Here is a 1,813-nt window from a genome sequence, read left to right on the forward strand (position 1 = left end):
TTACATTGGAGCCAAAAATATAGAAACGAAAAAGAATTACGTATTACATTATCTACACTTGGTATTGGGCATTTCACATTAAGTGACGGAACTTTAATTGAATTTCCATCAAGCCTATTCATGACATTTGATTTTAGAACGGCAATCAACAACAAAACTATTATCAAAATACTAGCAAAGAAAGAGGAGGAACTTGATTGTTTTGAATTTGTACAAAATTTTCGTGTTACCTCGGAATTATAATCAATATTTATTCGACCCCAAATGCACGGAGTCCGTGAGATAAAGCATGACAAAAGAATTAACAAGACCCAGCTGGTATGATGATGAGTTTTACAACAAAACCTTAACGTCTGAAGAATGGTTATATGAAGTCTGGAAAAGGTATCAATTTAATCAAGGTAACATTGGCCTCTCACACTCAGTTCACACACTCCCAATAAAGGAACAAGAAAAAAGCTTTATTGAGTTTATATTTGCCAAACAAATTGATGAATTTCTAAATCATTTCGTTGCGGCTTCATCACCTCAACCAATCAGATATCCCTCAGTCAGCGATATATTCATAATGTATCATTTACTTATAAACTCAGATTGGTATAAAAATAATCCCAATCGTGAAGCATTTGAAAGTGCTATACCTGCAATCATCAATAAAGAAGGCTTATCGCGAGAGCAGAACCGTGCTTTTCACGAAATGTACAAGACACCGTGGTGCATATTCTACGAAAACCATCAGCAAGAGTGTTGGTGTCCCAAAAAGGAAATAGAATATTTAACTGGCATCCCTCTCTCCATTGACCCAGGCTATGCAAGAGAAGACACCCTTACCATATTAAAAAGTAAGCTTAATGCTTGGGTTGGCAAGATTCAAGGAATCGAATATCAATTCGATAGCTGGCAAGACAGAAAAATATTAGCAGTATTTGACTTAAGAATTTGGTTTAAAATACAGGGAATTAAGTTTACGAATATAGGAATACATAAACTTATATGGCCTAAGGATAGAGTTTCTAATTCAAGTAAAGAGGGCGTCAATCGGGATGACGATATTAAACACAGTATTAAGTTGGTAAACAAGGTAATTGATAGAGGCGTTATAAGCTCACTTTTAATGATGTGTGAGGCTACAAAATTTAAGAATGAAGCAACGGCCATCTAATTGGTCATTTATCTCTCGGAATAAAATGTTGTAGTTTTCATTCCGAGACTAATCAATAATTTTTTTCAAAATTGCTATGTACTAACCTAACTAGGCAAATGTCATGGCAGTTATTAATTTAAGTAATTTAAATGGTGTTGAGAAAGCTTTAAGCAAAAGGTGTGTGCAATATATGTGGAGTGCCACCTATTATTTTCCTCGTTGCCCTGAAGAAATAGGAGGAAATCCTCTTGAAGCCTATTTTAAGAATTTAAAAAATGGGGCTGTATTTGCTTATAATGACGATTCTCCAAAATTAATAATAGTTGAATTTATAAGAATTAAGAATAACTCAACAATTTTAGTACTCTGCGAGAGAGAGGGGGTAATGTGTGAGAACGAAGGATTTAAACCCTGGTTAATTGCTGAAATTGCATTTGAGAATGGTATTTTTGTTCATTCTAACCTTGGCTCATATTTTGAGAAAGACGAGGCTGACGAAGAATTTTGTATCAAGCGGGGAGAGGAACAAGCAGAGACACAGACACTTAGTGACTTCTTTTAAAGAAGAATTTGGAGAGTTATGATATAATGAATTTATCTTTGGATGACAAGCAATGAAACGAAAAAGTACTCAAAGGATGCTCCGATAAGCTCTTTTTTATTACTAAT

3 protein-coding genes are annotated in these 1,813 nt (G+C 34.4%); all 3 read left to right on the forward strand.

Translation table 11 applies throughout. From position 1 onward, the window contains the following. Positions 1-243: hypothetical protein (locus BN58_RS34850; protein ID WP_040916645.1), on the forward strand; the 243-nt coding region annotated here is incomplete at its 5' end. A gap of 46 nt (positions 244-289) precedes the next feature. Beyond that, entirely contained in the window at positions 290-1,162 is an 873-nt protein-coding gene (locus BN58_RS15820) for a hypothetical protein (protein ID WP_019217640.1), read from the forward strand. A 103-nt stretch (positions 1,163-1,265) separates the two neighbouring features. Beyond that, the gene (locus tag BN58_RS15825; protein WP_019217641.1) at positions 1,266-1,706 is read left to right on the forward strand and encodes a hypothetical protein; all 441 of its coding nucleotides are present in this window, start codon (positions 1,266-1,268) and stop codon (positions 1,704-1,706) included. The last annotated feature ends 107 nt before the right edge of the window (positions 1,707-1,813 follow it).

Origin of the sequence: Legionella tunisiensis (assembly GCF_000308315.1) — a bacterium.
Classification (GTDB): Bacteria; Pseudomonadota; Gammaproteobacteria; order Legionellales; family Legionellaceae; genus Tatlockia; species Tatlockia tunisiensis.